Source organism: Lacrimispora sp. (assembly GCF_046972725.1).
Lineage (GTDB): Bacteria > Bacillota > Clostridia > Lachnospirales > Lachnospiraceae > Lacrimispora.
Genome location: NZ_JBKVXF010000001.1, coordinates 930,554 through 955,573, shown reverse-complemented (window position 1 = coordinate 955,573; position 25,020 = coordinate 930,554). Strand labels below are relative to the sequence as shown.

Below are 25,020 nucleotides of genomic sequence, written 5' to 3'. Positions count from 1 at the left end.
ATCTTCTGAGTATAAATCAGTGCCAATGAAAAAATTTCAGTGGTGTTTTTAATTAATATGTCATAAAATTCTTTTTTATATGAATAAAGATTATATTAGATTCAAAGGCATTATATATCATTGAGGTGTCGTTTTTTGTATTATTAAAGTTTCTTCAGAAGCATATAAATAATGACAGCTGATAAATTTAAATTTTGATATATACTTTTAATAGCATATTTAAATTTCGGATAAACATTCCATGTTAAAGAATTAGCTATGGGATAAATTCATGTATGAATTATTACATCAATTATACCTATATCATTGGTTTGAGTTATACCTGATTCAGAAATCATTTGTTTTATATGTAAAAACTGTTTTTAATAAAGGAAATATATAATTGTCATGGCTTTTTGTGATATGAAGATGTTTTGAAATTACAAGTTTTACTGAGAATCAGCTATTACACCTAAATGGAAATATTTTTGAACAAATCCAAAATAGTGAAGTTGGAATAAATCTGCCCGAGGGTTGGGTAAGAGGAACCTATTTATGGATGGTAGATGATGATGAATTTGTTGGTGAGGTTTGCATTCGTCATACATTGACAAATGCATTAGCCAAATTTGGAGGTAACATCGGATATGGCGTGCGTTATTCCCGATGGAATGAGGGAATTGCTACTAAAATGCTATTTTTTGCGCTGGAATATGCCAAACAAAACTTATATTTGAATAAGTCTTTAATAACTTGTAGTGATGATAATTTTGCGTTTGCACGTGTAATTGAAAAAAATGGAGGTACCATTCAGGAGGTAATTGAAAATGTAATTAATGGTAATAAAAGAATGACTAAAAGGTATTGGATTAAGTTATAGTATTTGTTTTTATAATACAATCTCTACCTTTTAAAGGCATAAACATGCACCGTTTGATTTTCTCAAACATGATACTTATAAGCCCAATAGGGGCGGCTTCCGTCAAAACTGTTAGAGCAGGAATAATTCATATATACAAACTATAATGGTCTTACAAATCAAGAAGTTTTTTGAAAAATTTTTAATAGATCTGATATTTAAAAAATCATTATGAAGAAATGATTCATCGCCATGTCCAGACCAAAACTTTAGTATAAAATTTCATTTAAACTTTCTAAATAAACTGCATAAGCATGAGAAAGAAATCAATACATGGAAACTGAAAAGAATCTTCAACCAAACCTGCCCCATTACGGGAAAGAAGAATTTTTTGAACCTAACGATGAGCGTAAGTTTAGCACAAGTCCTTTTAATGACTAAGAAATTCCAGTTTTTAAGAGAACTGAACTCCTTGATATCGACAGGACAAGCATCTACTAGAAAGGTACTCTGGTATCCGATGAAAGACTGGCTTGCAAAGAGAATATTGATTATCTTCATACGGACAATTATTAGTTCACTATAATAATCTTGGATTTTGTTTTTAAAATTGAACCGCTATATAGTTTGAAAATAAAAAAGGCGAAAAACCGCATATATAAATGGTTTTTAGCATATGGTGGCATAGCAATGCTGGGAGAACATTTGAATGGCATTTAACAGGTCATGAGTACAAATTCGACTATCTCCATTTATACAATAAGCCACAGGCATGATTGCTTGTGGCTTAAATCATAACTTATAAGAATAAAACGCTTAATAAATCGAAGTGGCATTGGTGAATCCATAAAAAAAAGCGATTCATTATGGCGAGAAAATAAATAATCGAACAATAAATTATCATTATTTAATTGAATTATTTTACAATTTATCATAAAATAAAATACAAAGGTTAAAAATGTAGGTATGCATAAAGTTAAGGAAAAAACTACGCACATTATAGCAATAATTTGAATAAAAGAGCCCAGCCATCGAACAGCATACATATGATTAATGTCAGTGACCCAAAACAACCTACTTTGATTCCGAATTTTACCTATCCCAACATTAACATAGCTGATCTCAGTGCAGCTGCCCCATTTGGTCCTCATATCCTTCATGAATCCATAGACCAAAAACCAAGGCTGGAGCAGAGGGCATTTCCTGAGTACTGCTGTTATTCCATGCTGGACTGGAAATTTATAATGTATCCAATCCATATAATATCAAGGAAATCGCTTACGTTATTCCGCCAATCCTCCAAAAGCAGAAAAATCATTTTCCCAGGTTTTTCGTGACCTTGTATGGCAGTAACAGAGAATATACTGGTAGATGACAGAGGTCCTATCATCATTAATGGCCCAAGTGATTGATTTCATATATAAAAAATTAATATAAATTCATATTCATATAAAAAAGGAGATTATGATGAAGGTATTAGGTATTTCTTTTGGAACGAAGAACGGAACCAATGATTCTGTATGTATGGAAGCATTAATTGGGGCAAAGGAGGCAGGTGCAGATGTGGAGTTTATCCGAATGTCCTCACTGGATATTAAGCATTGTACCGGGTGTTGTTCCTGTGTAAAGACACTTTTGGCCGGAAAAGGAAATATGTGTGTAATAAAGGATGACTTCGACTGGCTTTTGGACAAAATGCTTGATGCGGATGGAATAATTATATCTGATCCGATCTTTGAGGAAGGGGCTTCTGGCCTGTTTCATACCATTATGGATCGTTTTGGTCCAAGAATGGACCGTGGAAACAACATCATTGGTTCCAGAGTAGCAGAAGAAACTGATGGAAAGGCAATAGATCCACGGATTCTGAAAGATAAAGTGATTTCCTACATGGGAGTAGGAGGCTCTGACTGGGGAACCAGAGTTCAATGCGAACATGCCATGCTGGCACTGACTCCAATGTGGAAAATTATCGATAACACCTGGTATCCATGGGCCAAAGAGCTCATTATGGATGATAAACGGTTGGCTGAAGTACATAAAGTTGGAGTAAATTTGGCAAATGCTGCAAAAGATGTGGAGCATGCTGCCTATCAGGGAGAAGAGGGAGTATGTCCCCATTGTCACAATAAGCTCTTTTATCTGGATCATGAGTCTACAAAAGCCATCTGTGGTTTATGCGGGATGGTGGGAGATATAGTGATAGAAGAGGGGAGGACAAAGTTTGTTTTCCCGGTGGAACAGCTGGAACATGCTCATGATACCATTCCAGGAAAATTTATCCATGGTTATGACATTCAGCGTATGGAAGGTGCATTTGCAAAAGTGCGTCAGTCAGAAGAATTCAAGGCTCGTAAAAAACGCTATTCGGATTCCATCGCTTCATCCTTTTTATGCGAACGCGTCTAAACATGGGGGAGTAGAATTCAATCCTATGAGATGTTTATATGTGGATGGTATTAATAAAGAATACAGGCACAGACGGCATCACTGGTTATATTATCATTATATTCCAGAAAGCATGGCACAGTTTGAAACGTATTGAACCAAATTTACTATCGGCAGCTCACGATGTATGAGAAGGCTAATATAAGGCCAATTCCAGTGAAACCGGAAAGACCGGAGCAAGACTTACCAAAGACGTGGAATTCAATGAAAGCCAAAATAGTTTACGAATTAAAAAAGGACTCTGATAAATGATTTCATACCTAACAAGATTTCACACCCGGAAAGGATAAAAATGATTAATTGTAATATACGTTCGCATTATTTATGCGTTTTAGATATGGAGCGCGCCATTGCTTTTTATGAGGATTTTTTGAACGGCCGGTGACAACACGGGACAGCATATACAGTGTCTTTGAAATAAACGGATTCAGGCTAGGTCTGTTTGCTTTTGAAAAAAAAACAGGAATCTCACAGCTTTGGAAATAACTGCCTGCCGAGTATTGAAGTTGAGAACTCAGAAACACTACACCGGAAACTATGCGGGTTGAAAATTGTTTTTCCTGTTACTTTAATTGGACAAAACTTAGTATGTGAATTTGAGGATAGTGAAGGAAATCATATTGAGTTGACGGCTCCAGCTAAAAAAGATGAATCTTAACTTGATTTGCTGACTCCAAATGAAAGAAAAGAAGGCGAGGTGAAGTTTATAAAAGCATCAGAGATACAAAAACAAAGAACAGCAGAAATTGAGAACAAAGCGGATTTGCTGCTGGAGGAGGTTCAGACTGCAACCCTGACCTCAATAAACGAGAACGGCTACCCCAGGACCTGTGCCATGACAAAAGCAGGCAGCAGTGGCTTTCGGGAGATATATTTTATTACCTCCAAACGTTCCATGCTTCATGGAAAAGCGACTCACTTTGAAAATAATCCGAAAGCCTCTGTATGCTATTTCAAAGGGGGAGATAGTGTCACTTTGGTTGGTGAGGTCGAATTCGTCGGGAATGAAATATTAAAAGAAAAGCTATGGTCAGAATCTGACCGGCGTTTTTTTAGTAAAGGCATCGCGGATCCAAAATTTAGATTGTTGAAATTCACCACATTAGAGGCCACCTTTTGGATCGGGGGAAAATTCAGAACCTGCAGGTATAAAAAAACAGTTTCGCCTTAGTACAGAAACAGGCACTCACCCGCAGATCTTAACAGGCTGTAGAGAAGAGGAGGTTCTCATAGAAATGAAATATTTAACAAAAAACATTCAAAGCGAATCCACACTTACGAAGCTGATTCAACATGCATTTCCGGAAAGAAAAATGGAAAATCTGCATGAACTGACAGAAGGGTATTTTAATATTGCTTACGAAGTTTCTTTTGAGGATGGAACAAAAAGCATTCTGAAAATAGCTCCCGACCCTAAAGTAACGGTCATGACCTATGAAAAGAATATCATGGAATCGGAAGTGCGCTCCATGCAGTTGGTGGCACAGAAAACCAGGGTTCCGCTGCCGGAAGTGGAGTTTTATGATCCCTCCTGCACACTTTGCAGTTCTCCCTATTTTTTTATGAAGAAGATAGACGGAAAAAGCTTATCTTCTCAAAAGTCTTTGCTGGCTTCTGAGCAAATAAGTCATATTTATTATCTGGCAGGCTCCCTAAATCAGGAGATTAACCGGATAACCAGTGACCGTTTTGGATATCCTGGCCAAAAGGAGCTGCAAGGGGAATGCTGGTTCGATGTATTTGCAGCAATGATCAAATCCGTACTGATGGATGCTGAGAAAGAAAAGATTGACCTTGTCATTTCCCCCAGTGGGCTGTTGGAACAACTTAAAAAGGATAGAGGCATATTCCAGAGTGTTATAACACCTCAATTGGTGCATTGGGACATATGGGATGGCAATATTTTTGTTGAAGATGGGAACATCACAGGCTTGATTGACTGGGAGCGTTGCCTGTGGGGGGATCCGCTTATGGAAGTGGGATTCCGGTCCTATGCCCAGTCTGCTGATTTTCTAAGAGGATACGGAATTAAGGGATTTTCGGAAACAGAAAGGCGGAGAATCCTTTGGTATGATATTTATTTGCTTATGATTATGGCACAGGAGCATATTTACCGGAGATACGAAACAGCAGATTCCTATTACCGGGCAACGGCATTATTGAGTGATAAATATGCAGAACTAGTGAAAATGTCAACTCGTTAATAATTGCGTCCAGGAGGAAACTAATGAATCCGATAGAAAGAGTAAAGTATTTTTATGAGCATATAACTTCCAATCATTTAATTAATGAGGTTCCCGATTATGTGTCTGAAGAGTGTGTCATTCGAATTGGAGAAACAATCATACCGGTTGGGGCAGAGGGGATGCAGCAGCACATGATTGAAGTAAGAAAGACTTATCCGGATTTAAAGATGATCATTACACGCCAATATTCGGACAGGGACTATGTTATTTCAGAATTTATCATGGAAGGAACGCATAAAGGAGAATGGCTGGGGATGAAGCCTTCCGGAAAAAAGTTACGTATTACCGGGGTGAATATTGATCAGGTAAGAGACGGAAAAATCCTGGAACACGGGGGAGCTGCAAATACGTTTGAAGCCTTGTTTGAAGCAAAGATCATTTGCCCGGCTTTATAAGATAAAGAAGCTGGACCTCCTCTCTTTTTCCGATAGAATAAAGAGAGGATAACCAGCTCCATAGCAAATATAATGTATGAAGGAGTAAGATATGGGCTGGATAGAACGATTGAACAATGCAATAAATTATATAGAGGAGCATCTTACGGATGAAATTGATTATGATGAAATATCCAGAATCACATTATGTTCATCTTATCACTTTCAAAGAATGTTTGCATATATGGCAGATGTTCCGTTATCGGAATATATTAGACGAAGAAAGATGTCAAAAGCTGCAGCAGATCTGCAGGATGGAAGTAATAAAGTGATAGATGTATCTTTGAAATACGGTTACGATTCACCTACGGCATTTAACCGGGCTTTTCAGCGGATCCATGGTATTGCACCTTCCGAAGTGAGAGGTGGCCTCCATAATTTGAAAGCATATCCGCCCATCAGCTTCCAAATAACAATAAAAGGAGATTGTGTTATGGATTATCGAGTGGAGAAGAAAGAGGCATTTCGGATTCTTGGGGTGTCGGTCCCATTAGAAAAAGAAATTGAAAAGAACTTTGAAGTGGTTCCGGCCTTGTGGGGAAAGGCGTTTCAAAATGGTACAATAGAAAAGCTGGCTGGCATGATGGAGGGAGAGGTAACCGGGCTGTTAGGTGTCAGTTCATGTAATGAAGAATCGGATTGGAAATATTATATAGCAGTGGCAAACAATCATTTGGAAGACCCGGAACTGGAAGAGTTTATAGTGCCGGAAGCGACCTGGGCTGTCTTTTCGGGAAACGGAACAAATATATCGATTCAGGAATTAGAGAGAAGAATTGTGACAGAATGGCTCCCAACATCGGGATATGAGTATGGAAATGCTCCGGATATTGAAGTTTATAAAAGCCCTGACCCGGAAAATGCAGTTTATGAAGTTTGGATACCTGTAGTAAAAAAGAATTAAGGAGCTAACATCGGTATAATGGAAAGTATAAAAATCACTTGACACTCTGGCAGCTGGAGGGTTTACTATATATATAACTATTTGACGGAGGAAGAAAAAAGTGATAGGAACACTTGTAAATACTGGAGCTATTCTTGCAGGCAGTATAATCGGCGGATTGATAAAAAAAGGGCTGAAAGAAGAGTATCAAAAAGTTCTTTATGATGCAATGGGGCTTGCAGCAACAGGCTTAGGATTACATGCTGTTATAACAAATATGTCTAATAGTAATTATCCCGTTCTATTTATTATAAGTCTTGCCATTGGCGGTATATTGGGTACGGCAATAAATTTAGACAGCAAATTCACTGAATTTGTGGGAAAATACTCCAAAACAAATTTGGGTCAGGGATTGTCAACTGCCATTATGCTTTTCTGCTTCGGAACGCTGTCTGTTCTTGGACCGATTGAAAGCGCACTGAATCATAACCATACGTATTTGTTTACAAATGCGGCATTGGATTTTGTCACTTCTCTTGTACTGGGTTCCACTTATGGAGTTGGGATTGCCTTATCCGCATTGGTATTGTTTCTTTGGCAGGGTGGAATTTTTCTTCTTGCATATCAACTGGGGCCGTTTGTTACACCAGAGCTGATGACGGAGATGTCAATCGTTGGAGGATTTCTTATTTTTGCTTCAGGATTATCTATATTAAAGATCAAATCTATTCACACCTTCAATTTATTACCGGCTTTGCTGGTCCCGGCGGTTTGGTTTTTACTTGTTCGCTTATTCTGAAAAAGGAATATCTGACATATAGCAGGTCTACTATATTATTTATAATACGAATTATTAGTTGTGTCATACGTCACTCAGGACGAGAGCCTTCAAACGGTTATTTCATTCATGAAATCTGACCCTGGACTTGCAGTCCTCCGATTGGACGATAACCTGTAAGCAGAAGCAGCTTACAGGAATGCAAACGGAGGATTGCGGTGAGTGATGTAAAAGTCAGGCAATAGACGGAACTTTTTAGAAAAAGGCAAGGATCAGTTTTTTTATCTGTTTTAAATAAATGAATTTTCCAATAATTCTAATTTAAATCCATAAAAGCAGTAGCTTTTTCTTGACAAAGCATAGTATTTATACTATAATAACTGACATCAAAAGATGATTGGAGGTGGAAGAAAATGTCTGAAGACTCTAGCGAAGCGGAGCCTGGGATTTTGAAGTTTTATATTTTTCTCTATAAGAGGGAATAATCTGCGTATAGTACGTTACCTGTCATACGGTGAGGTGCTTTTTTGTTATACTCAGATATATTCAATCATAAGGAGAAAAAAATGGAACGAAGTAAAGAGCATTATCAAGTTAGTGTTGAAGAATTACAGCAAGATTATCCGGATCAAAATTTTGAAGAAGGATTGAGTGAAGCAGAAGCGAAGAAACGTCTTGCCCAATATGGCCCGAACAGGATAGAGAGTGAAAAAACGCCAAAGTGGAAAATCTTTGTAAGACAGTTTAACAATATGATTATCTATATACTTATCGGCGCTGCTGTCTTAACCTTATTGATGGGTCACTATTCCGATGCGGTAATTATTGCAATGGTTGTTATTGTCAATGCATTGATTGGATATTATCAGGAGGCCAATGCTTCCGATGCACTGGACAAAATTAAAGCGATGCTTTCAACCAGAGCCACTGTTTACCGTGATGGAGAGCGGACGGATATGACTGCGGATGAGTTGGTTCCGGGAGATGTTGTTTTCCTGGAGGCCGGAGATATCGTACCGGCTGATTTGCGTATCGTTGATGCGGATAACTTAAAGATTCAGGAATCTGCATTGACTGGTGAAGCTGACTCGGTAGAAAAGATATGTGATACGATTGAAAATGAAAATGTAGCACTTGCGGAACAGTTTAATATGGGGTTTGCCTCAACCTTTGTGACAAATGGCAGCGGATTAGGCGTTGTTGTTCAAACCGGAGCAAATACTGAAATCGGTAAAATATCCACGGAAGTAAATAACGTGGAAGAACGAAAAACACCACTCATGCGTGAAATTGATCATCTTGGCAGAGGTGTCTCTATTGTTGTAATAATTGCAGCCGTTGTATTGTTTGCTTTGGGAATCTTTTTTGGGACCTATTCGATTTCTGTCCTTTCCCTGGCAGTCGTTACGATGGTTGTGGGTTCCATTCCGGAAGGTTTGCCGGCTACCACGTCTGTTATTCTGGCCATGGGTGTCAGTGATATGGCGAAACGAAAGCATACGATTGTAAAATCTCTGCCGGCGGTGGAAACCCTGGGTTCTGTTGATGTAATCGCTACAGATAAAACAGGTACCCTTACAAAAAATGAAATGACGGTTAAAAATATTTATATTGACAGTCATGCCTATAAGGTAACGGGAAATGGTTATGAACCAAAAGGGGAAATAACAGAAAATGACCAGCCGGTGGAATTAGATCCGAAGCTGAAGCTGTTTTTAGAAGCAGGATATGGGGCAAACGATACATATCTTGTTGAGGAAGATGGTCATTGGATCATCAATGGTGAGCCTACCGACGGTTCCTTCTTGACCCTTTACCATAAAGTGTTTCCTTATGATGAGGAATCTCATTATGAAGAGATTGATATGTTGCCGTTTGACTCGGATTACCGCTACATGGCCAAGATGGTGGAGGATGCCGAGGGCAATCGTTTTGTGTTCATCAAGGGTTCTCCGGATAAGCTGTTTCCGATGGCACAAACAGAAAACAAGGATTTTGATATAGAGTTATGGAGCGATAAAGTACGCAGCCTTTCTGAACAGGGCAAGCGTGTTGTTGCAGTCGGATATAAAAAGGTTTCTTCTGATACGGAAGAAATCACCCATGAGCTTTTGCACGAGGGTGTAGAGTTTTTAGGACTGGCAGGAATTGTTGACCCGCCGCGGGAAGAAGTCATTGGTTCACTTCGGGAGATGCGCAGAGCAGGTGTGGAAGTTAAAATGATTACCGGTGACCATCCGATCACAGCCAAAACAATCGCTGAAAAGCTGGGACTCGCAGAGGAAGTAAAGGTTATTATAGGTCCTGAGTGGGATAAGTTGTCCGAAACGGAAAAACAGGACGTTGCTTTGAATTATCAGGTCTTTGCCCGTACCACCCCCAAGAATAAGCTGGAGATCGTAAAAGCCCTGCAGGCAAGAAATAAGGTAACAGCAATGACGGGAGACGGCGTGAATGATGCCCCGGCACTGAAGCGGGCAGATATCGGTATTGCCATGGGCTTAAAGGGAACGGATGTAGCCAAGGATTCTGCAGACATGATTTTGACAAATGATAATTTTGCCACGATGTCTACCGCTATTGCAGAAGGACGCCGCATCTATGATAATATTAAGAAAAGTATTCTCTTTTTGCTGCCCACGTCATTTGCAGAAGGTCTGATTGTTGCTTTCACCTTGCTGATGCAGCGCGGTATGCCATTACAGGCGACCCAGCTTTTATGGATCAACATGGTATCCGCGATTACCATTCAGTTCGCCTTTATCTTTGAGCCGGCGGAGCATGGAATCATGGAACGGGCGCCAAGAAAGACCGGAAGTAATTTAATGAACCGCCATGATGTGATTCAGATGGCTTATGTTTCTGTTCTTATGGCTGTTGTCAGTATTTTGGCTCACGACTGGCTGATCAGTATGGGAGCGGACCAGAAAACAGCAAGTACAATGATGGTCAATATCATTGTTATCAGTAAGATTTTTTATTTATTTAATATAAGAACCTCAGAGATGGCTTTCTCAAAAGCCTTTTTCACCAATCCAAAAGCATTTTTGATTATCGGAATTATGATATTACTGCAGCTTGGACTTACTTATATTCCGTTTATGCAGGCAATGTTCCATACAGAGCCGCTGACAATCCTGGAATGGAGTATATCCATTGCAACTGGCTTTATTGTATTGGTAATTGCTGAGATAGATAAATTTATCCGCTTATTAAAGAGAAAATAAAAGGATAGATGAAAGAAATTACTTTTACAGATCACCAATAAGAGTTTCTGCAATAGATAGAATTGTCTGTATGTGTTCAGGCGATTCTGTCTATTGCGGATAATCCTCATTGGTGATTTTTTTCGTTTTTTATAGAAATATTCAGACTTTGAACGTAAGTCTGATTCTGCATTGAAGAGTTTAATGTTACATTGTGATACTGTGCCAGAAGCTGCTTCACAATCTGTAGTCCATTTCCGTGGCCGGTGCCCTTACTCGTTCTTCCAGCATAAATTCCATGTGATTGTGTTTGTTCTGTAATGGTATTTTTTATAATGTAGGAGCAGCCGGTTTCATTTCCTGCAATCTTTATTTCAATTGTGCCATCTTGAACCTGAATCACTTCCTCAATGGCATTGTCCAATAGAATGCCAAGAATCCGGGTAAGATCAATGATGTCAATGCCAACTTGAAATTTTTCCGGGATGATTTTTACTTGCAGGCTGACCGTGATCTTCTGACTCAATGCCTGAGAGATCTTTAAATTTAAAAATGCCCGCAAGGATTCAATTGGAATTTGATACAGTGTGGAAAGCAGTTCACTTTGTTTGATTGATTCCAGAGAATAGGGATAAATCTTTTTCCAGAAAAAGTTTTTCATTTCAGGGTCATTGCTGCGTTCTACGAAATTCCCCATGGTATAAAATATGTTTTTGATGTCATGACGCATATTCTGCATGGCAATAAGACTTCCGGCAAGCCCCTTATAATAGGAAGCAATTCCTTCATTTTCCCATTCATGGAAGGTGGCATTATCTTTATAAAGAGCAACACGAAAAAGAAGGATAATAAAAGGCATCTGAGCCCAAAGAAATATAAGGCATAAGCATGGAATTAATAACATAATAAGGGCGTTCTGTAATTGAAGAATCGTAAACGGCAGAAAGATAAAGGTAAAGAGCACCAGTATAAGGAGAGATAGTCCAAAAAAGTACCGTTCGATTTTTTCGTATTTTCTACCGAGGCTGTTTAGCTGTAACAGCCGGGAGTGGAACTTTGCCTTGATAAGGAATGCAATTGAAAGAAAAAGCAGGCTCATCAGTGTTATGGCACATAAAATACCCAATGCAGAACTTCCTATCAGCTTTGTAAGAGCCGGAAACAGGAAAAGAATGGCTAAGGAATAGGAATACATGGAAAGAGAAAGCAAAACAAAAAGAAAATAGCATACGAAATGAAAGCCTCTTAATCTGCGGAGGCCTGTTTTGGCAGTCGTATAAATGACACAGAACAATATCCAGAAAAACCACAGGTTTCCCAGCAAAGCGGAGGTGGAATTAAAGAGCCTGTTGGGAAAAAGCATGGCGGAAAATAAAAAAGCATAGTCCAAAGCCTGTAGAGGAATCAGCTTTACGATACGGACCTGTGCCGTAAGGAGAAAGGCTAAGGACAATGAAAATAAAAATTCCGATTTGATGCTTACTGACCATACATAGATTATCTGAAAAACAGGCAGAAGCAGAGCGGTTATGTTTGCTATGCGGTTTGAGGTGATTCGTTTTAAACATAAGACTGCGGCGAGAAAGCAGAAAAAATGAAGATAAAACAGCCCAAATTCCAGAAGGCTTGCGGGTAATAATTTTGCCATCGTAATATAAGGGCCTGTACCGAATATATCGATCATAATATTTTCTCCTTTAAAAAACAGGCGGCTATAATGTCTTTTCTTTTCCCCATAGCACAGGAGATAGCGGCACCGTTTGATAATTTCAGCACTCCATTTTTTAGAGATACTACATGATTCTTATTTACAAGTACGGAACGATGGCAGCGGATAAAATCTTTTCCCAGCAGGTTCTGTGCATGTTCAATGGTATCCCGGACTGTGACTTCCGAGCCGTCAAAGGTATGATAGCAGATCGAATGAGCCACTGTTTTTACAGAGTCCACAAAAGCGATTTCCGGGATAGAAAGACGTATTGTTTCATCAATGCCAATAGGCAGTTCCAGCGAAGGGATCACACGGTAATCCTGGGTACCGGGAGCTGCCATTTTCAGGTATTTTATATATTCCTCAATCATCTTATTCGGTTCAGGATTTTTCTCAATAAAACCGAACGCACGTATCCCACTTCTTAATATATCCATTCCCTTGTCCGTATGACTCGTTACAAAAACAATTTTCCCATCAGGATCTATTTGGTAAATTCTCCGTACCAGATCAATTCCGTTTAATTCAGTTTTACCAAAATCGAAATCCAGAAAATAAAGATAAGGACCGGATGTATTCTTTATGAAATTTAATAATTCTCCTCCGGCAGAGGCCAGACAGACGATTCTGGCCTCTGTCCTGCTTGCCTGTATTGCCTTTTCCAGCATGCCGGATGCAAGCTTGAGTGTAAATTGGTCATCATCACAGATCGCAATATTTAACATAGCCTCACCTTCTTTCTTCAATCGGTAATAGTATAACAAATCCCCTTCCGTATGAAAAGAATTTGTCCTGAATATATGAAAAATGTCCTGAAATATATATCAGGATTGCGGTTTGGGACAGGAAGTGAGTTCTCAAGCCTGTTTTCACCGGTCAGATGATTTATATGCTATGGTATAGTTGTTTTCTGAGGCAGATATTCATTTGCTTTAATAAACGGACAACTTGAAAGAGGAGGATATTTTTATTTATGATGAATCACGAACTTGAGAATCCTGTTATTTCCCCAAAACGGGATAACAAACGGCTAATTGCACTGGATGCTGCACGCGGATTGGCAGTAATCGGAATGTTTATACAGCATTTTGCTTTGAATCAGGGAAATAGTTTTGTGTCTGGGAATACAATGATTTTATTTATGCTCTGTTCCGGGATTTCCTATTCCATTATGGCTCAGCGCATGACAGAACGTAAGACAGAGCCTGCTGTATTACGGGCACGGATATTGGCAAGGGCCGTATTTATTGATTTTGTTGGATATGTTCTTATTATGCTGAATGGCCCGTTTGGCGTGGTCTTACCAGCTTACGCCATGTTATTTATATTGGCTTTGCCACTCATTCATCGTTCCACACGTACACTTTTTACCTTATCCTGTATTTTGTTCTTGGCAGGGCCTCCGCTTATGATTACCGGCCTGAGCCTGTTTTCCGGTGCCGCCCTGTTAAGTGATATTGCAGGCGGTCCCTTGTCTGCACTTGGCTGGGCTCCCATCTTTGTTTTGGGAATGGTAGTTGGACGCCTGGATCTTCACAGGACACAAACTGCTCTGCGGTTTATTGCTGTCGGGTTTGCTGTATTGATCCCATCTAAACTGTTTGCGTATTTTGTACTTCCGGGGATTTCCCAATCGTTTGAAGCGTGGCTCATACAGGTATCAAATGTTGCGGCTACCCAGGTCGATCCGTATGCAATCTGGCCACTGAATACGCAGATGCCTCCATGGCAGATGCTTTTTGAAGACGCTCCTCAGGGTGGGTCTGCATTTGAATTGATCATTGGCATGGGGCTTTCAATGATTATACTGGGGATATTGTGTCTGATTGAAAAGAAAAGCACGGGGATACTTAAGCCTTTCAGTGCTGTCGGACGTGTTGCGTTGACATTGTATGCGCTTCAGTTTGCAATCGTTTGGGGACTGCAGATTGCAGGAATTAATATTATGGGTATTAATATTGGAGCAATTCCTTTTGGTGATGTCTTTGTCGCAGCAGCAACTCTGATTGCCGGCTGTTTGCTTAATTATCTTCCCAATGGCCCTCTTGAAACATGGATACGCCGCTTTGAACGGCTGTTTGCATAAAAGGAGAACTACCTTATGAGCAGAAAAAAACAATCATATCGTTATATAGGAGGTATTGTGGCGGCAACTACTGTGATTACACAGTTTCAGCCGGTCATTGCCAGTGCAGATATAAGTACTTCTGATTTTAACATGCGTGATAATGTTGTCAGCCTTACAGGAATTATGGAAGTTTCAAATAATATGGGACAGGTAACAAGAGGGGATTTTGCAAGGATGCTTGTAAATGCTTCCGGCTTCCGGGAAAATCTTCCGGCTTCCAGTTCTTCCGTATTTGCAGATGTTCCGGTGGATAATCCCAACGCCGTTTTCATCAAAATTGCAGTTTCCCAGGGCTTTATGACGGGGTTTCTTGGGGGCGTGTTCAGACCGGATGAGAAAGTTACTTACAGAGAGGGAGTAAAGGCTGTGCTTGCCCTTCTTGGATATGGAGATGGGGATTTTACCGGAGATATGACGTCTTCCAGAATGTCAAGATTCCAGTTTCTGGAACTGAATGAAAATTTAAACCGGGGGGCAGATGAGGTGCTGAATCAGAGCGATTGTGTGAATCTGTTTTATAATCTCCTAAAGACAAAGAAAAAGGACACTTCTGAAATCTATGGAAAAATGTTGGATTGTGAGCTGAATTCTGATGGAGAGATCAACCCGATCTCTATTTTAAAGGATGAAAGAAAGGGACCGATTCTGGTTCGGAAAGGGTTTAGTGTCAGCCAATCAGTGCCATTTAGCTCCGAGAAAGCAAATGTGTTCCTGAATGGAACCGCAAGTACTCTGGCTGCAGTAAAAGCTTCTCAAAAGGCAACTGGATTTGTTGTACTTTATTATAATGTCAAATCAAAAACTATCTGGGCTTATACTACAGACGGTTGGGATAATGATACATTGACAGGAGAAAATGCATATGTTCTGCTTATGGGTGAAGTAAAGAATATCTATTATAAATCAACCGATGTCATTACCCCTACCTCCATACGGCTGGAAGTTGATACCGGCAATTCTGACAGCGAAATCAGTGACAGCGAAGCAATGGATGACAACGGATATCTGTCCGTCAACCTGGACTCCTCTAAGCTCCAGTATTTATTTTCCATATATGGAAAAGTAACTGTCGGGGACAAGGTTGTAATCGTATGCAGTAAAAACGGGACGGCGTATACGGCAGTGGATGCCATTGATTATTAAATATGAGGCTTAAATCTATGATTAAGAACAAGAAAAAGGTATTTGTGACTGCCTTGGTAATTGCAGCTGCGGGTGGAGGATTTTTTCTATGGATGCAGATGAAAAAAGAAACAATGGCGGAAAACCAGAATGTTGTAAATACCGTGAAAGTTACAAAAGGCAATATAACTTCTGAATTAAAGGCTTCCGGTACGTTGGAAGCCAAGAATACCTATAAGATCACCTCAATGGTGGAGGGAGAGATTTTATCCGCTGATTTTTCAGAAGGAGATCAGGTGGAAAAGGGACAGGTCCTCTATGAAATTGATAAATCGGGCATGGATTCAGAACTGTCAGGGGCAGAAAACACCTTAAACCGGGCTGCAGGTTCTCTTGAGCAGACAAAGAAACTGTATGAAGATTCCAGACGGAAGTACAGCGGAAATACTTATAAGGCACAAAGTGCAGGCTATGTAAAGGAGCTGTATATCCAGGCGGGTTCTAAAGTGGATTCGGGTACAAAAATTGCGGATTTATACAGTGACCGCATCATGAAACTGAAAATTCCCTTTTTGTCAGGGGATGCCGCAACCATTGGAAAAGGAATGCCAGCTGTAATTACTCTTGCAGATACGGGAGAACAGATAAATGGAACGGTGGATTTTGTATCAAGTCAGGAAGTCGCACTTACCGGAGGGCGTCTGGTTCGCAATGTAACCATATCGGTACAAAATCCAGGCGGTTTAACTGCCGATACAAAGGCTTCTGCTTCCGTTGGAAGCGTGCCGGGCGTGGAAGAGGGGGCTTTTCAGCCGGATATTAATAATTCTGTGGAAGCGGACCTGCCTGTTTCGGTGGAAGTAGATACAGTGCTGGTAAATGAAGGAGATTATGTAGAAAAAGGAACTCCGCTGTTTCGTATGACAGACAATACTGCGGATAACTTAAATAAGAATCTTACGGATTCCCTGAATCAGGCAGAGGAAAATGCAGAAGCAGCAAGGAATAAATTAGACTCAGTCAGAAAAAATGATGAAAACTATACCATAAAAGCTCCGATTTCCGGAACTGTTGTTTCAAAAAAATTCAAGGCAGGGGACATTATCAGTAAAAATTCAGGTGCAGATTCAGAACTGGCTGTCATTTACGACCTTTCAGAACTGACCTTTAAGCTGCCGGTGGATGAACTTGATATCCATAAGGTTAAAGCCGGGCAGGAGGTAGCTGTATCTACAGAAGCATTTCCGGGAAAGGTGTATAAGGCAGCGGTTACCAATGTAAGCTTAGAAAGTACGGCGGCCAATGGAGTCAGTACATATCCGGTTATTATTACCTTGAAAAGCAAGGAAAACCTTATTCCGGGAATGAATGTTGAAGGGGTTATAACTTTGGCAAAATCGGAGAATGTGCTTGTAATTCCGGCAGGTGCACTGATGCGGGGCGATCAGGTATATGTAAAAGATGATAAGCAGAAAGAGAGCCAGGGAGATGTGCCGGCTGGATTTCGCCCGGTAAAGGTGGAAACAGGTCTGATCAGTGCAACGGAAGTAGAAATTAAAAGCGGCTTATCGGAAGGCGATGAAGTGTATGCAGCGCAGCCGGATACAAGCTCTTTCGGGGACAGTTCCATGGATTCCATGGGAGGTGATGCAGATGCTGAAACCATGGAATAAAAACAAGGTCTGCAAGACCCAAAGTAGAAATTATTCAAGCAGATATCTAATTGAACTGGAGCATATTTTTAAGATTTACAATCTTGGGGGGGAAGAAGTGTATGCCAGCAATGATGTGAGCCTTTGCATCGGAAAAGGGGAATTTGTTGCCATTGTGGGAAAATCCGGAAGCGGAAAATCCACGCTGATGAACATCATAGGGGCTCTGGATGTTCCATCCAAAGGCGAATACTATCTGGGAGGAGAGTCTGTACGGGAAATGAGTGACAAACAGCTTGCGCGCATCCGCAATGAGATGATCGGGTTTATTTTTCAGCAGTATAATTTACTTCCCAGGCTGAACCTTGCGGAAAATGTGGAGCTTCCTTTGCTTTATGCAGGCATGGCAGCAGGAGAGAGGCGGGAACGTACCTTTGATGCCCTGAAAAAGGTTGGACTGGCAGACAAATGGAGGAATCTTCCGGGACAGCTCTCCGGGGGACAGCAGCAAAGAGTATCAATTGCCCGTGCCCTGTCAGGAAATCCGTCGTTGATACTGGCAGATGAACCCACCGGCGCACTTGATTCAAAAACCAGCAGAGAAGTTCTGGATTTCTTAAAGCAGATCAATGAAGAAGGGAATACCATTGTTATGATAACTCACGATAATTCGATAGCACTGGAAGCAAAGCGGGTAGTACGTGTAGCAGATGGAAAAATAAAATTTGACGGAGAGGCAAACGATTATGCTGCAATCCTTTAAACTTGCAATGAAAAGTATATGGGGAAATAAAATGCGCTCTTTTCTAACCATGCTTGGCATCATCATCGGTGTTGCAGCCGTTATCATACTGGTCAGCCTGGTAAATGGATACATGTCGGAGGTTATGGAAAGTTACTCAGATATGGGAGCAAACCAGATTCAGGTAAACGTTACAAATTTAACAACACGAAAGGTCAGCAGTGCAGATGTTTACCAATTTTATGAACAGCATGGAGCGTTGTTCGATCACGTAAGTCCTAGTGTGACTATATCGGAAAAAGTAAGAAATGGTACGGCATCGCTGAAATATACTACGGTTCAGGGCTGCAGTGAACAGTATATGGCGATCAAAGGTTTTAAACTGCAAAAGGGACGCTCAATCATGTATTCAGACGTTATATCAAGGCAAAACATCTGTGTGATCGGAGCTTATGTGGCTCAAACTCTATATGGGAGTGCAGAGCGTGCGGTAGGACAGAAGATTAAGATCGGTGAAAACACCTATGAGATTGCAGGAGTTTTTGAGGTAAGGAATGAGGATTATATGTATAGCGGCGGAGAAGATGATTTTGTATGGATGCCTTATACAGTTGCAGTAAAAGCCGCAAAAAATGCAAATATAGGAGATTATGTATTTACCGTAAAGGAAGTATCAAAAGCAGATGAAGGGGTTATGCTCCTGGAAAATTTTTTGCGGGAAACGATTAAGGATAAAGAATTATACCGTGTAACTACAATGAGCGCAATGCTTGATGCGATGAATAAGCAGATGGCTTCCATTAGCAATATGCTGGGGGGAATCGCAGGAATCTCTCTTCTGGTGGCAGGTGTAGGTGTTATGAATATTATGCTGGTTTCGGTAACGGAACGCACCAGAGAGATTGGAATCCGGAAGTCTTTAGGGGCCAATAAGGGAGCGATCATGCAGCAGTTTATTATCGAGGCTGCGGTTACCAGTTCTTTTGGAGGCATCATCGGAATATTGGCAGGCTGCGGTGCGACCTCTTTTGTAGGAAAAGCCGTAGGCATACGTGCTGTTCCTTCGCTGAGTGCTGTTTTGGTATCTTTTGGGGTGTCTGTTGGAATTGGTTTGTTTTTTGGATTCATGCCTGCCAACAGAGCCGCTGGTTTGAACCCGATTGATGCTTTAAGAAGTGATTAAATGCGTTTTTGTCCAAAAGGTGTTCTTTTATTATCAGACAAGGCTCTGAAAAACCTGGAGCAGGTCCAACTGTCCATACCCCCATACCGGATTTGGATAGTTGGAATAGCTGTTTCGCTTGCCGCCCCGTATCAGCAGTCCATTGATATCTCTTCCGGTAATCGTTGTATAATTGCCTCGAAGGACCGCCCATTCCATAAGCATGGCAGCGGCTCCTGCTGTATGGGCGGCGGCGGCTCCGGTACCGGTTGCAGTTCCGTAGGTATCTGTCCCTTGGATCGTTGGACAGGGAAGTCTAAATCCCGGAGCGGCGATATCGGGTTTCACCGTTCCGGTGGTGGTAAAGCCGCGGCTGGATTCTGCCAGAATACTGTTATTGAACGGATCGTATGCAGTGACTGTTACAGGATTACGGGCAGTGGCAGGAGAGGTAATGGTGTTATCCGGGTCTGATTTTAGAAAATAAGTTTCATTTGAAATGATATCACCGGCAGGAAGCCAGGCATTAAATGCACCAATAAAAGAATCCATGTTGATGACCTTAATGATCCATATACCGCTAAGAGCTTCCTGAAATCTTATTAAAATCAGCTGTTCTCCTGTTTCCTGCTCCACAATTATGTTATTGATATAGATTTTTGACGGCTCCATAATAAAATTATGTTCTCTGCATTCGCTGAACCTTGGCGTGATGGACATTACTTTTTCCCCTTTAGGAGAAATGATTTCCACCATCAGCCGGTTGGTGGCATTTTGCCATATTTCCATGGAAAAATTTTTATCCATTTCCCCAATCCTAAGCTCTATTTTCTTTTCATTTTCTTCTAAAGTAAAATTCCCATGATAGTGTCTTTGACTGTTTCCTTCATTTCCTGCTGCAATACATATTCCCGCTCTTGGTACGGTTGCTAAATTGTTCAAAGTGATTTCCAAAGCGTTGTGCCCGTCATGGTTTCCCTGGCTGGAACCCATACCGATGCATATGATATAGGGGCGCCTTAGCTGGTTGGCGACAGACTTAATATACTCAATTCCTAAAAGAATGTTGGTTTCCTGATAGCAATTAACATTTTGTGAGATGCCAAAAATGTCACGGTTGTATTTTTTGGCTAAGGAAAGTTTTACAGCGATGATATCTGCCTTTGGAGCGACACCGCTGAAATTTTTTGAATCAATGATAGTACCGGCCGCAATTCCTGCAAGCATGGTGCCATGCCCGGTGGAGTCGGTGGTAGGAACTATGGATAAGGGGTCTGTGTTCCAAAGGGCCATGTTAATGGCGGCTTTATCGTATTCGGTTCCAAAGGTAAAACCCATTGGAGGATTGCCATCAGTAATGGTTTGGTCCCAGATGGAAACGATTCTGGTGGAACCATCCAGGTTTAAAAATGCCTCATGCTCGTATTTGATCCCTGTATCCACAAATCCAATAAGAACGCCTTGCCCGAACAGGGAAAGGCCGGGGTTATTTCTTACAGGATTGATGGAGCTTCGTTCCAAGCTGACCGTTGAATTAGGGACGTAAATACTTGGAAAGGTGTGGTAAGGATAAACGCTTAGGCTGCACATGTTAAAATCATTGTTTTCTATATGTATGATTGAAAATCTGTCATTAATTCGTGTGATACCTTCTCCTTCTTCCAGCGGAATATCCAAAACATTCTCTACCAGCAAATCAAAATAGTTTTCATCTAATATTTTATGGATAATATCGCCTCCTATCGCCAAAGATATCCAGGTTCCTTAAAAAACGGAACAAAAATAATGTCGGTTTATTATATTCAGTACGGTAGTGAAATATTTTGTCTTTTCCATCTTGCCTTGTCTTATGTTTTAGGCTATACTGATTCTGCTTTACATTATTATGAAAAGGAAACGTGAATCGTATGTCTATAGAGTTAAAAAGCAAAACCGCCATTCCACGCTATCAGCAGATTGCTGTGGAGGTGGCCGCACGGATCGCCAATGGAGAATATGAAGAAGGGGAGAAGATATATGCCCGTTCGTCTCTTGCTGGCCAGTACGGAGTTTCCCCGGAAACTGCGCGGCGGGCGATCTGCATTCTCAGTGACCTTGGAATCGTTACTTCCGAAAAGGGCAATGGGATCATAATCAAATCCCGGAAAAAGGCGGCGGAATATATTCAGCAGAATGGGAAACGCCAGACCATTGACACCATCAAGGAGAATCTGCTGAAAAGCGTAAGCCGCCAGAGAAAGGAAATGGATTATTTAAATGAGTGTATGAAGGACCTCATAGAGGCTTCCGTACATTTTAGATCCATGAATCCGTTCATGCCTTTTGAAATAAGGATTACCAGGGAGTGTGTCTATCTGAACAAGACCGTTACCGAAATACAATTCTGGCAGCGCACAGGTGCCACTGTTATTGGAGTCAGCAGAAACGATACGCTGATAAAATCACCTGGCCCCTACGTTGCGCTTTCGGAAAATGATATCATATATTTTGTGACTCAGGATGATACTTTAGACAGGGTAAAAGAATTTTTATATCCTTCTGAATGAGCTGCCGGATAAGGCCTGAAGCCGTAGTGCTTCGGGCTTATTTTTATCCCTGATTTGACAAAGTAACAACTTTTGTATATAATTAAGTTGTTACTTTGTTGAGAAGGAGGGAAAAAAATGATACGATTTGAACGAATTTCAAAACGTTATAAGACAAAACAAGTTCTAAATGAAGTTACATTTACGGTAAATAGTGGCAGCCTGGTGGCTGTTATCGGTGAGAGTGGATGCGGAAAGACAACTCTCTTAAAAATGATCAACCGCTTGATTAAGCCCACATCGGGTATGATTTACATTGATGACAAAAGCATCAACAGCATAGATGAGGTGGCTCTTAGAAGGAGCATTGGCTATGTGATCCAGCAGACCGGTCTGTTTCCCCACATGACAGTAAAGGAAAATATTGAGCTGATTCCAAAGCTTGAGAAAAGATCGAAGGAAGACATTTCAAAAAATACAGAGAAGATGATGCAGATGGTGGGACTGGACTGCAAGGAATTTTTGAACCGTTATCCCACGGAGCTTAGCGGAGGGCAGCAGCAGAGAGTCGGTGTAGCCAGGGCCTTTGCAACTGATCCGGATATTATCCTGATGGATGAGCCTTTTTCAGCCTTGGATCCTATGACCAGGTCTGACCTTCAGGACCAGCTGGTACAGCTTCAGTCCAAACTGAAAAAAACCATTGTTTTCGTGACTCATGATATGGATGAGGCTATAAAAATTGCAGATATGATCTGTATAATGAAAGATGGCGATATCCTTCAATACGATACTCCTGAAAATATTTTAAATAACCCGAAAGACGAGTTTGTATCGAGTTTTGTAGGGAAAAACCGAATCTGGTCTTCCCCGGAATTTATAAAGGTGTCCGACATTATGATCGAGAATCCGGTCACTGCATTCAGAGACTTATCTGTTTTAAAATGCATTGATAAGATGCGCCAGAATAAGGTTGACAGCCTTTTGATCGTGGAACGGGAGAGCCGGCGTTTATCCGGAATCGTAAAGGCCGGAAAGTTAAGGGGAGTGGAAGACCGGGCAAGATTGGCGGAAGAATATATGTCTGAAGATTTTCCTTTCCTGTTACCGGATCAATGCATTCTGGATGCATTGAAAATCGTGACGGAAAACCATGTTTCTACGGTTCCTGTGGTTGATGAGCAGAAGCGTCTGGTGGGCTTGATCACACGAAGCAGTCTGGTAACGACTTTGAGCCAGCAATATTTTGATTATGAAGGGGGAGAGGCACAATGAGTTTTTTAGAATATTTAGGAAGCAGTTATCCTCAGATCCTTTCTTTAGTGATCGAACATCTGAAGCTGACCGCCATTTCGGTAGGTCTGGCTATCCTGATTGGAGTGCCTCTTGGTATCTTCATCTCCTATACATCAAAAGCCGGAAAGCCGGTGTTATCCCTTGCCAACATAATCCAGGCAATCCCCAGTATGGCTCTTTTGGGGTTCATGATTCCTTTGTTTGGAATCGGCACGGTTCCATCGATCGTTGCAGTGGTTCTTTATTCTCTGCTTCCCATCATAAAAAATACTTATACGGGAATTGAAAATATCAATCCTCAGACGCTGGAGGCTGCCAAAGGGATCGGCTTAACGCCCTTTCAGGTGCTGACAAAGGTTCAGATACCTCTGGCTCTTCCTGTCATCATGGCAGGGGTACGTATCGCTTCTGTAACAGCAGTTGGACTTATGACCATGGCAGCATTTATCGGTGCCGGAGGTCTTGGTTATCTTGTCTTTTCCGGCATTAAGACCGTGAATAATAACCAGATCCTTGCCGGAGCCATACCTGCCTGTATATTGGCCCTGACCGTTGATTTTCTCCTCGGCCTGGTTGAAAAGCTGGTGACCCCGGTAAGTCTGCAAAAAGGAGATACAGCCTTAAAGAAAAAAAGGCGGACAATGCAAAAGGCCGTACTCAGCGCGGCAGCGTTTCTTTTAGCGGGAGTTTTTATCGTTACGTCCTTGGGAGGACAGATGCAGAGCTCCAGAACCATCTCCATAGGTTCCAAAGACTTTACAGAGCAGGAGATCCTGGGAAACATGATGGCGGATCTCATCGAGGACCGGACGGATATTTCCGTAAACAGAAGGCTGAACCTTGGGGGGACCCAGGTCTGCTTCGGTGCGCTTAAAGGCGGAGACATTGACCTGTATATTGAATACAGTGGAACTGCTTATACGGATATGCTGAAACACCCGCCTGTCAGTGATATGGAAAAGGTCTATCAGACTGTTAAGAAGGAATTGAAAGAGCAGTACGGCATTGAGGTATTAAAGCAGATGAATTTTAATAATACTTATACGCTGGCGGTTACTCAGGAGACAGCAAAGCAGTATGGTTTGGAAAGCATCAGCGATCTGGCTAAAAGAGCAGACAGCATGACTTCTGGAACCACATTTGAATTCAGCAACAGGGAAGACGGACTTTCCGGTCTTCAGAAGGCTTATGGGTTTCAGATAGGAAATAGCCTTACATTAGACAATTCTCCCCGTTATCTTGCTTTGCAAAACGGAGAGGTGGATGTTATTGATTCCTTTTCAACAGATGGACTTTTAAAAAAATTCAACTTAAAAACACTCATTGATGACAGGAAATTTTTCCCGCCTTATTATGCAGTACCGATCATCCGAGAGGAAGCACTGGAGGAATTCCCTGAAATTCCTGCTCTTTTGGAGGAATTGGGACCGTTGCTGACGGATGAGGTCATGATGGAACTGAATTACCAGGTGGATGAGCTGCAGCAGACTCCTGCAGAAGTTGCTCGTAAATTTTTGGTAGAGAACGGATTGATATCATGATCTTTGGAATTGTGGTGTTTGCAATTGTTTCCTTGATTTTTTCTTCTCCGGCACTTTTGAAGCTGACTGCCGGAGAAATGGAATTATCTTTAAGGGAAGAAAAGGCCGGAATTCTCTTCGGTCATTACATGGGTGCTGTTGCCGTGCTGATGCTTGTCCTGTGGTTTTTGAAACCGCTGGGGCTTTTCTGCCTGTACGCGGCGGCAGGAGGGCTGTATACGGTTATCACCCTTTCCTTTTTATATAAAGCAGTCCGGATTTTAAATCAAGAGGTTATTAATCCGCAGCCATGAGCGTGTGCGGTTTAT

21 protein-coding genes are annotated in these 25,020 nt (G+C 41.2%); 18 read left to right on the top strand and 3 right to left on the bottom strand.

Going from position 1 to position 25,020, the window contains the following annotated elements; translation table 11 throughout:
- The first annotated feature begins 418 nt into the window (after positions 1 to 418).
- From ACLTWA_RS04730 to ACLTWA_RS04690, 9 genes are all read left to right on the top strand, one after another.
- On the top strand, positions 419 to 859 hold the full coding sequence (locus tag ACLTWA_RS04730) for a GNAT family N-acetyltransferase (RefSeq protein ID WP_412327178.1): 441 nt from the start codon (positions 419 to 421) through the stop codon (positions 857 to 859).
- A 1,443-nt stretch (positions 860 to 2,302) separates the two neighbouring features.
- Positions 2,303 to 3,247: an NAD(P)H-dependent oxidoreductase gene (locus tag ACLTWA_RS04725; RefSeq protein ID WP_412326415.1), complete on the top strand. Its 945-nt coding sequence runs from the start codon at positions 2,303 to 2,305 to the stop codon at positions 3,245 to 3,247.
- Positions 3,129 to 3,383: a hypothetical protein gene (locus tag ACLTWA_RS04720; protein ID WP_412327177.1), complete on the top strand. Its 255-nt coding sequence runs from the start codon at positions 3,129 to 3,131 to the stop codon at positions 3,381 to 3,383. The genes ACLTWA_RS04725 and ACLTWA_RS04720 overlap by 119 nt, the downstream gene beginning before the upstream one ends.
- Before the next feature lie 600 nt (positions 3,384 to 3,983).
- Positions 3,984 to 4,457 carry a pyridoxamine 5'-phosphate oxidase family protein gene (locus tag ACLTWA_RS04715; RefSeq protein WP_412326414.1) on the top strand — a complete coding sequence of 158 codons (474 nt, stop codon included), beginning with the start codon at positions 3,984 to 3,986 and terminating at the stop codon, positions 4,455 to 4,457.
- Between the two features lie 64 nt (positions 4,458 to 4,521).
- Complete coding sequence (locus ACLTWA_RS04710; protein ID WP_412326412.1) at positions 4,522 to 5,490, top strand: phosphotransferase family protein; 969 nt, start codon at positions 4,522 to 4,524, stop codon at positions 5,488 to 5,490.
- A 23-nt stretch (positions 5,491 to 5,513) separates the two neighbouring features.
- Positions 5,514 to 5,927 (top strand): ester cyclase, encoded by a 414-nt coding sequence (locus tag ACLTWA_RS04705; protein ID WP_412326411.1) that lies wholly within the window; start codon positions 5,514 to 5,516, stop codon positions 5,925 to 5,927.
- Between the two features lie 91 nt (positions 5,928 to 6,018).
- Positions 6,019 to 6,870: an AraC family transcriptional regulator gene (locus ACLTWA_RS04700; protein WP_412326410.1), complete on the top strand. Its 852-nt coding sequence runs from the start codon at positions 6,019 to 6,021 to the stop codon at positions 6,868 to 6,870.
- Between the two features lie 100 nt (positions 6,871 to 6,970).
- The gene (locus ACLTWA_RS04695; protein ID WP_412326409.1) at positions 6,971 to 7,648 is read left to right on the top strand and encodes a DUF554 domain-containing protein; all 678 of its coding nucleotides are present in this window, start codon (positions 6,971 to 6,973) and stop codon (positions 7,646 to 7,648) included.
- Positions 7,649 to 8,193: 545 nt separating this feature from the next.
- Positions 8,194 to 10,854: an HAD-IC family P-type ATPase gene (locus ACLTWA_RS04690; protein WP_412326408.1), complete on the top strand. Its 2,661-nt coding sequence runs from the start codon at positions 8,194 to 8,196 to the stop codon at positions 10,852 to 10,854.
- 106 nt (positions 10,855 to 10,960) lie between these two features.
- On the opposite strand, the gene ACLTWA_RS04685 is transcribed toward ACLTWA_RS04690, so the two are convergent.
- Positions 10,961 to 12,517, bottom strand: a complete 1,557-nt coding sequence (locus ACLTWA_RS04685) for a GHKL domain-containing protein (RefSeq protein WP_412326407.1) — start codon at positions 12,515 to 12,517, stop codon at positions 10,961 to 10,963.
- A complete protein-coding gene (locus ACLTWA_RS04680; protein ID WP_412326406.1) occupies positions 12,514 to 13,269 on the bottom strand; it encodes a LytR/AlgR family response regulator transcription factor in 756 nt (251 codons plus the stop codon). Before ACLTWA_RS04680 ends, ACLTWA_RS04685 begins: the two co-directional genes overlap by 4 nt.
- 248 nt (positions 13,270 to 13,517) lie before the next feature.
- Between ACLTWA_RS04680 and ACLTWA_RS04675 the strand changes: the two genes are divergently transcribed.
- Genes ACLTWA_RS04675 through ACLTWA_RS04655 form a run of 5 tightly spaced genes read left to right on the top strand, consistent with a single transcriptional unit; the run spans position 13,518 to position 19,371 of the window.
- Positions 13,518 to 14,630, top strand: coding sequence for a DUF418 domain-containing protein (locus ACLTWA_RS04675; protein ID WP_412326405.1), 1,113 nt, complete (start codon positions 13,518 to 13,520; stop codon positions 14,628 to 14,630).
- A 15-nt stretch (positions 14,631 to 14,645) separates the two neighbouring features.
- The gene (locus tag ACLTWA_RS04670; RefSeq protein ID WP_412326404.1) at positions 14,646 to 15,815 is read left to right on the top strand and encodes an S-layer homology domain-containing protein; all 1,170 of its coding nucleotides are present in this window, start codon (positions 14,646 to 14,648) and stop codon (positions 15,813 to 15,815) included.
- Positions 15,816 to 15,832: 17 nt separating this feature from the next.
- On the top strand, positions 15,833 to 17,467 hold the full coding sequence (locus tag ACLTWA_RS04665; RefSeq protein ID WP_412326403.1) for an efflux RND transporter periplasmic adaptor subunit: 1,635 nt from the start codon (positions 15,833 to 15,835) through the stop codon (positions 17,465 to 17,467).
- A complete protein-coding gene (locus ACLTWA_RS04660) occupies positions 17,448 to 18,209 on the top strand; it encodes an ABC transporter ATP-binding protein (RefSeq protein ID WP_412326402.1) in 762 nt (253 codons plus the stop codon). Before ACLTWA_RS04665 ends, ACLTWA_RS04660 begins: the two co-directional genes overlap by 20 nt.
- Positions 18,193 to 19,371 carry an ABC transporter permease gene (locus tag ACLTWA_RS04655; protein WP_412326401.1) on the top strand — a complete coding sequence of 393 codons (1,179 nt, stop codon included), beginning with the start codon at positions 18,193 to 18,195 and terminating at the stop codon, positions 19,369 to 19,371. Before ACLTWA_RS04660 ends, ACLTWA_RS04655 begins: the two co-directional genes overlap by 17 nt.
- A 33-nt stretch (positions 19,372 to 19,404) precedes the next feature.
- On the opposite strand, the gene ACLTWA_RS04650 is transcribed toward ACLTWA_RS04655, so the two are convergent.
- Positions 19,405 to 21,099, bottom strand: a complete 1,695-nt coding sequence (locus ACLTWA_RS04650) for a S8 family peptidase (protein WP_412326400.1) — start codon at positions 21,097 to 21,099, stop codon at positions 19,405 to 19,407.
- Positions 21,100 to 21,257: 158 nt separating this feature from the next.
- On the opposite strand from ACLTWA_RS04650, the gene ACLTWA_RS04645 reads away from it, so the two are divergent.
- The 4 genes from ACLTWA_RS04645 to ACLTWA_RS04630 all read left to right on the top strand — a co-directional run bounded on the left by ACLTWA_RS04645 (position 21,258) and on the right by ACLTWA_RS04630 (position 25,005).
- The gene (locus ACLTWA_RS04645; protein ID WP_412326399.1) at positions 21,258 to 21,896 is read left to right on the top strand and encodes a TrkA C-terminal domain-containing protein; all 639 of its coding nucleotides are present in this window, start codon (positions 21,258 to 21,260) and stop codon (positions 21,894 to 21,896) included.
- Positions 21,897 to 22,013: 117 nt separating this feature from the next.
- Positions 22,014 to 23,150 (top strand): ABC transporter ATP-binding protein, encoded by a 1,137-nt coding sequence (locus ACLTWA_RS04640; RefSeq protein WP_412326398.1) that lies wholly within the window; start codon positions 22,014 to 22,016, stop codon positions 23,148 to 23,150.
- Complete coding sequence (locus tag ACLTWA_RS04635; RefSeq protein WP_412326397.1) at positions 23,147 to 24,712, top strand: glycine betaine ABC transporter substrate-binding protein; 1,566 nt, start codon at positions 23,147 to 23,149, stop codon at positions 24,710 to 24,712. The genes ACLTWA_RS04640 and ACLTWA_RS04635 overlap by 4 nt, the downstream gene beginning before the upstream one ends.
- Positions 24,709 to 25,005, top strand: coding sequence for a hypothetical protein (locus ACLTWA_RS04630; RefSeq protein WP_412326396.1), 297 nt, complete (start codon positions 24,709 to 24,711; stop codon positions 25,003 to 25,005). Before ACLTWA_RS04635 ends, ACLTWA_RS04630 begins: the two co-directional genes overlap by 4 nt.
- Positions 25,006 to 25,020: the final 15 nt, after the last annotated feature.

Coding starts and splice junctions, on each gene's coding strand:
- ACLTWA_RS04655 (WP_412326401.1), top strand. CDS start 18,193: ATGCTGCAATCCTTTAAACTTGCAATGAAAAGTATATGGGGAAATAAA.
- ACLTWA_RS04635 (WP_412326397.1), top strand. CDS start 23,147: ATGAGTTTTTTAGAATATTTAGGAAGCAGTTATCCTCAGATCCTTTCT.
- ACLTWA_RS04685 (WP_412326407.1), bottom strand. CDS start 12,517: ATGATCGATATATTCGGTACAGGCCCTTATATTACGATGGCAAAATTA.
- ACLTWA_RS04700 (WP_412326410.1), top strand. CDS start 6,019: ATGGGCTGGATAGAACGATTGAACAATGCAATAAATTATATAGAGGAG.
- ACLTWA_RS04705 (WP_412326411.1), top strand. CDS start 5,514: ATGAATCCGATAGAAAGAGTAAAGTATTTTTATGAGCATATAACTTCC.
- ACLTWA_RS04630 (WP_412326396.1), top strand. CDS start 24,709: ATGATCTTTGGAATTGTGGTGTTTGCAATTGTTTCCTTGATTTTTTCT.
- ACLTWA_RS04725 (WP_412326415.1), top strand. CDS start 2,303: ATGATGAAGGTATTAGGTATTTCTTTTGGAACGAAGAACGGAACCAAT.
- ACLTWA_RS04690 (WP_412326408.1), top strand. CDS start 8,194: ATGGAACGAAGTAAAGAGCATTATCAAGTTAGTGTTGAAGAATTACAG.
- ACLTWA_RS04665 (WP_412326403.1), top strand. CDS start 15,833: ATGATTAAGAACAAGAAAAAGGTATTTGTGACTGCCTTGGTAATTGCA.
- ACLTWA_RS04645 (WP_412326399.1), top strand. CDS start 21,258: ATGTCTATAGAGTTAAAAAGCAAAACCGCCATTCCACGCTATCAGCAG.
- ACLTWA_RS04640 (WP_412326398.1), top strand. CDS start 22,014: ATGATACGATTTGAACGAATTTCAAAACGTTATAAGACAAAACAAGTT.
- ACLTWA_RS04670 (WP_412326404.1), top strand. CDS start 14,646: ATGAGCAGAAAAAAACAATCATATCGTTATATAGGAGGTATTGTGGCG.
- ACLTWA_RS04710 (WP_412326412.1), top strand. CDS start 4,522: ATGAAATATTTAACAAAAAACATTCAAAGCGAATCCACACTTACGAAG.
- ACLTWA_RS04720 (WP_412327177.1), top strand. CDS start 3,129: ATGACATTCAGCGTATGGAAGGTGCATTTGCAAAAGTGCGTCAGTCAG.
- ACLTWA_RS04675 (WP_412326405.1), top strand. CDS start 13,518: ATGATGAATCACGAACTTGAGAATCCTGTTATTTCCCCAAAACGGGAT.
- ACLTWA_RS04660 (WP_412326402.1), top strand. CDS start 17,448: ATGCTGAAACCATGGAATAAAAACAAGGTCTGCAAGACCCAAAGTAGA.
- ACLTWA_RS04680 (WP_412326406.1), bottom strand. CDS start 13,269: ATGTTAAATATTGCGATCTGTGATGATGACCAATTTACACTCAAGCTT.